Genomic DNA, 5229 nt, shown 5'->3' with positions numbered 1-5229 from the left:
TGTGATCTGACGCTGGCGACAGGCGGCAAGCCGATGGTCAAGGCGGCGTATTCTTCTGGTCGTCCAGCGTATGGCGTCGGCGCCGGCAACTCCTCAATCGTGATCGACGAGACGGCAGACATCGACATAGCCGCCCAGAACACGCGCATTTCCAAGACGTCCGATTTTGGATCGGGCTGTTCGGCGGATGGCAACATCATCATCCAGAGATCGGTCTATGAAGACATGGTCAAGGCGCTTGAGGCCGAGGGTGGCTATCTGTGCTCGCCCGAAGAAAAGACGCTGCTTGAAAAGGCGATGTGGGACGAGAAGGGCAACCGCACCTTCCCGACAATCGCCTGCAAACCCCAGCAGACGGCAGATGTGGCGGGGTTCACTATCCCCGAGGATCGCAAATTCCTGATGGTTGAGAACCAAGGTCAGATCGGGCCCGAGCACAAGTTCAGCAAAGAAAAGCTGACGACTGTTATGGCGCTGTATCACTTTGAGGCATTCGACGACGCGCTCGACACCGTACGCCAGATTTATGCCACAGGCGGCGTCGGACATTCTTGCGGGATCTATAGCCACAACGATGACAATATCGACGCGTTGGCACGCGTGGCGCCGGTCAGCCGTATGATGGTGCGCCAGCCGCAATCCAAAGCAAACGCAGGGTCTTGGACCAATGGCATGCCGATGACCAGCAGCCTTGGTTGCGGCATCTGGGGCGGCAACATCACCAATGAAAACGTCACCATAAAACACATGATGAATTACACTTGGGTCGCACGGCCCATCGCCGAGGATCGACCCAGCGAGGAAGAGCTTTTCGGTGAATTCTACGGACAGGAGGTCGCATGATGGACGGAAACAGAGTAGACAGCAAAACCGTCGCAGAACATATCGTAGATTTCCTTGAACGACGCGCGGTCGAGCACGTCTTTGGCCTGTGCGGTCACACCAACATTGCCGTTCTGGCGGCCTTGGCAGACAGCCCGATTGAGTTCATCACCGTGCGCCATGAACAGATCGCAAGCCACGCGGCAGACGCATACGCGCGGGTCACAGGGCGCGCATCCGTCGTGCTGTCACACCTTTCCCCGGGGCTGACAAACTGCGCCACAGGTGTGGCCAACGCAGCACTTGATTGCATCCCGATGGTGGTGATCGCGGGAGACATCCCGACGCACTACTACGGCAAACATCCCCACCAAGAGGTCAACTTGCACGCCGATGCCGCCCAGTGGGAAATCTACCGCCCCTTCGTGAAACGCGCATGGCGTGTGGACCGCGCGGACCTCATTGCGGAAATCCTAGAAAAGGCATTCCACCTTGCGGAATCCGGCCAACCCGGCCCAGTTCTGGTCAACGTGCCCATGGATATCTTTTCCGAGGTCATCCCGTCCGACACTTTCGATCGCATCGCCTCCAACACCAAGACCCTCGTCAAGCCGTCGATGGATGACGAGACAGCCCGCCAGATTGTGAGTGGTCTGGCCGCGGCCAAAGATCCCGTCGCTTATATTGGCGGCGGGATATTGTTGGCGCAGGCGAGCGGCGAGATGGAAGAGTTTGCGACCCACATGGGCCTGCCGATTGCTCATTCGCTGATGGGCAAAGGTGCTGTGCGCGACGATCACCCGCTGGTCATGGGGATGACGGGGTTTTGGGGCACCGAGTTGGTGAACCAGACCTGTTTGAACGCCGACGTAGTCTTCGCCGTTGGAACGCGCTTCAAAGAGGCCGATTGTTCCAGCTGGTACCCTGGCTACACCTTCAACATCGGGGCCGAGGGGAACGACACGAAGGTCATCCACATCGATATCGAACCTCAAGAGATCGGGCGCAATTATCCAACCGAAATTGGCGTCGTGGCAGATGCAAAGGCGGCGTTGCGCGTGCTCACGCGGGTTGCCAAAGACATGTACCCTGACGGGTTTGATCGCACGGAAAAGAAGGCCGAAATCGCCGCTTTCCGCGAGGATTTCAAAGCGTCCAACGTCGAAATGCAAACGTCCACAGCATTCCCGATGATGCCCGAACGCATCTTGGCAGACACCCGCATTGCCTTGCCCGACGATGCGATCATCACAACTGACGTGGGCTGGAACAAGAACGGCGTGGGTCAGCAGTTTGATATCCTCACACCGGGCTCGATCCTGACGCCGGGCGGATTTGCAACGATGGGCTTTGGCCCGCCTGCGGCCATCGGGGCAAAACTCGCCGCGCCGGAACGAGTGGTGCTGAGCCTCGTGGGCGACGGTGGCTTTGGCCAAAACCCCTCAATGCTGGCGACGGCGGTTGAGCTGAACCTCGGCATCATCTGGCTGGTCATGAACAACAACGCCTTCGGCACCATCGCGGGCTTGCAAAAGGCGCACTACGGGCTGACCTATGGCACGACGTTTCCTGGCAGTGCAGCGGCGCCCACAAACGGGCCAGGTTACGCCGAAATCGCAAGGGCCTATGGCGCTGAAGGTATCCATATTTCATCTGCTGATGAACTGCTGCCCGCATTGCAGGCCGCCATTGCTAGTGGAAAGCCTACGGTGTTGGATGTGTCCATGATCAACAACCCAACGCCGACAACGGGCCATTGGAATATCCTGGATATCTACAGCCCAGACAAAGACGTGAGCCACGTTTCAACCTAAAAGGTGCCGCCGATGAAGAACCCAAAGAACCAGTTCAAAGCGGCGCTTGCTGCGAACCAGCGCCAATTGGGGATCTGGAACACCGTTGGCGGGAATTCCGTGCCCGAACTTTTGGGCGGTGCAGGGTTCGACTGGGTGCTCGTCGATTGCGAACACGCAGCGGTAGAGACAGTCGAGGTTTTGCCTGCTTTGCAAGCGATCGGACAACATCCGGAAACATCCGCTGTCGTTCGGGTCGCAGCTAATGATCCAACACTGTTCAAACGGGTGCTTGATATGGGCGCGCAAACCGTAATGGTGCCCTACGTTCAAACCGCCGCCGAAGCCGCTGCAGCCGTTCATGCGATGCGTTACGGCCCGCAAGGAATGCGAGGCATGGCGGGCATGACCCGTGCGACGCGGTACGGCAAGGTCGATGACTATTTCAACACTGCCGAGGATGAACTCTGCCTCATCGTGCAGGTTGAAACACTCAACGGGCTGAAGAACCTCGATGCGATAGCACAGACGGACGGTGTAAATGCAGTCTTCATCGGCCCTGCTGACCTTAGTGCAAGCATGGGGCTGCGCGGGCAAATGACCCATCCTGATGTCGACAAAGCCGTCAGCGATGCGATCAACCGTTTGGTTGACATGGACATTCCTGCGGGGGTCATGGCGCTCGACCCGGATGTGGCCGATCGATACCTGGCTGCTGGGGCATCCTTTGTGGCGGTTGCCGTAGATTTGGTTCTGTTGGCGGATGCCGTTGCAAACGTTCGTGGGCGCTTTGCCTGATGCCAATGGACTTTTGGCAAACCGTGGCTTGCGTGTCTTAGCCGCTACTAAGCATCTTGAATGGCCTGCATTTGATCGAGGTGAGCTGCAAATTCCGAAGCACCTTGTCCCTCGGTCAATGCCCGCATGAATATTGCTTGCTGTGTTTCAGGGGCAAGCCCTCCTTTGGGTGGGTCTCGATCAAGATTGGTCGGAAAGGAGTACCCCTCAGCCGCCGCTGCAATCGATGCGGCCAACTCCGATGTGCTGAGCGTGGCATCGCTGTAGGATGCCAAAGCGGCCGGATACAGCAGTTTGCACATCTTGGTGCGATCAATCGTCTCCATCGCGCGCCCAAAGGCTGAAGATACCTGTAGCAGGTTGGCCATCCGATGAATGCTGGTGCTCGTATTTGCTCCAGCAGCATGGAAAAGCGCCGGATTGAAGAACAAGGCGTCGCCTTTGGCCAAAGGCAGCTGGATATGGCGCTCTTCAAAGAAGCTTCGAAAATCTGGCCGTCGCCAAGCGGCATAGCCCGGGCGATAAAGTTGCGAGAACGGAAGCAGTTTGGTCGGCCCACTCTCGATTGGCATATCGCAATGGGCGACTGCCCCTTGCAGCGTGAGCGCCGGCGACAGGTCATGCACATGTACCGGATACTCAGCGCTGACGTCCGCCGTTTGAAAGCCGAGATGATAATCGCGGTGGGCCTGCTGTGCGGCACCACCTGGATGAACCAAATTGATCTGCGCGGTCATTTGGTAATTCGGTCCCAACCAGGCCTCACTGACCGCCGCGATGGAGGTGTTTGCAAAATAACGAAGAAACACATCAGGCGCATTTTCGCAGAGTTTTTGCAGCGAGTTCCAAATACGATCATTGGAGCCAGACGCCGCAAAATGGTCGCCGCCGCCACCACCACTTGCCAGCTTCTCATTGGCAATGATGGTGTCATACACCGACGTTGCTTCGTCCAAGACCATCGTATCTGCATAGGCGCCGCGCAGGACCAGGACGCCGGCACCGTGCATGAGGACATGAGCCCACTCCGTCATGAGGTCCCGCCGCATCATTTTATCTTCCAGAAACCCGCGAAGCGATCCCATGTCGTAGATCGGTGTGTTCTGTTGGATTTCGCACGCCTGCGGGACCGATGCAGGATCAAGCGTTTGTTCAATCAGCGTTCTAAACGCGTTGAGGTCACATACGTTAGCGTCGAAGTATCCAGTTTTGGGGGTGGGGTGATCTTTCATGGCGCGTCTCCTGTTGTTGGGATGAGCCTGCGACATCTTAGCCTTGATTGGATCACGAAAACACATCAAGAATACATCAATGACCCATCGCTTCCCACTTAAAGAAATCGCCCGACAATCGGGGCTCAGCACGGCGACGATAGACCGCGCTATCAATGGCCGTGCCCACGTCAGCCCTCAGACCAGGGCTCGGGTCGCGGCCGCTATTTCGGAACTTGAAGGGCAAGAGGCCCAGCTGTCCGCGCGCGGACGGCGAATGTTCTTTGATTTTGTGATTGAAGCGCCAGATCGCTTTAGCCGAGAGGTCACACGCGCCGCCGAAGACGTGTTGCCCCGGATCGGTATCGCTGTTTGCCGTCCTAGATTTGTCATGCACGAGATCATGAGCGAGGCTGACGTTTTGCAGGTTCTGACGCGGATCGCAAAGCGTGGAAGCCACGGCGTTTGCCTGAAGGTCCGTGATGTCCCGACTATTCGGGCGGCGGTCGATGAACTGGTTGCAGCAGGGATCCCGGTTATCACACTCGTTACTGATCTGACCGCGACCAAGCGCATCGCCTATGTTGGGCTTGATAACCAAAGTG

The 5229-nt window shown here is 57.4% G+C and carries 5 protein-coding genes; 4 read left to right on the top strand and 1 reads right to left on the bottom strand.

All coding sequences use genetic code 11. From position 1 onward, the window contains the following. The 3 genes from ACFDSS_RS13280 to ACFDSS_RS13270 all read left to right on the top strand — a co-directional run. The coding region (locus ACFDSS_RS13280; protein ID WP_375256210.1) for an aldehyde dehydrogenase family protein at positions 1-843 on the top strand (843 nt) is incomplete at its 5' end. Next, complete coding sequence (locus ACFDSS_RS13275) at positions 840-2636, top strand: thiamine pyrophosphate-binding protein (protein WP_375256209.1); 1797 nt, start codon at positions 840-842, stop codon at positions 2634-2636. The genes ACFDSS_RS13280 and ACFDSS_RS13275, both read left to right, overlap by 4 nt. 12 nt (positions 2637-2648) lie before the next feature. Next, entirely contained in the window at positions 2649-3413 is a 765-nt protein-coding gene (locus ACFDSS_RS13270) for an HpcH/HpaI aldolase/citrate lyase family protein (RefSeq protein ID WP_375256208.1), read from the top strand. 47 nt (positions 3414-3460) lie between these two features. Here ACFDSS_RS13270 and ACFDSS_RS13265 read toward each other — a convergent pair whose 3' ends face one another. Continuing rightward, a complete protein-coding gene (locus ACFDSS_RS13265) occupies positions 3461-4645 on the bottom strand; it encodes a phytanoyl-CoA dioxygenase family protein (RefSeq protein ID WP_375256207.1) in 1185 nt (394 codons plus the stop codon). A 79-nt stretch (positions 4646-4724) separates the two neighbouring features. Here ACFDSS_RS13265 and ACFDSS_RS13260 point away from each other — a divergent pair. Next, positions 4725-5229: LacI family DNA-binding transcriptional regulator (locus tag ACFDSS_RS13260; protein WP_375256206.1), on the top strand; the 505-nt coding region annotated here is incomplete at its 3' end.

The organism is Yoonia sp., from assembly GCF_042093035.1.
Classification (GTDB): Bacteria; Pseudomonadota; Alphaproteobacteria; order Rhodobacterales; family Rhodobacteraceae; genus Yoonia.
This window is presented reverse-complemented; position numbering and strand designations above follow the sequence as displayed.

Excerpts from the sequence above, each read along its gene's own strand:
- ACFDSS_RS13265 (WP_375256207.1), bottom strand. The coding sequence starts at position 4,645 with ATGAAAGATCACCCCACCCCCAAAACTGGATACTTCGACGCTAACGTA.
- ACFDSS_RS13270 (WP_375256208.1), top strand. The coding sequence starts at position 2,649 with ATGAAGAACCCAAAGAACCAGTTCAAAGCGGCGCTTGCTGCGAACCAG.
- ACFDSS_RS13275 (WP_375256209.1), top strand. The coding sequence starts at position 840 with ATGATGGACGGAAACAGAGTAGACAGCAAAACCGTCGCAGAACATATC.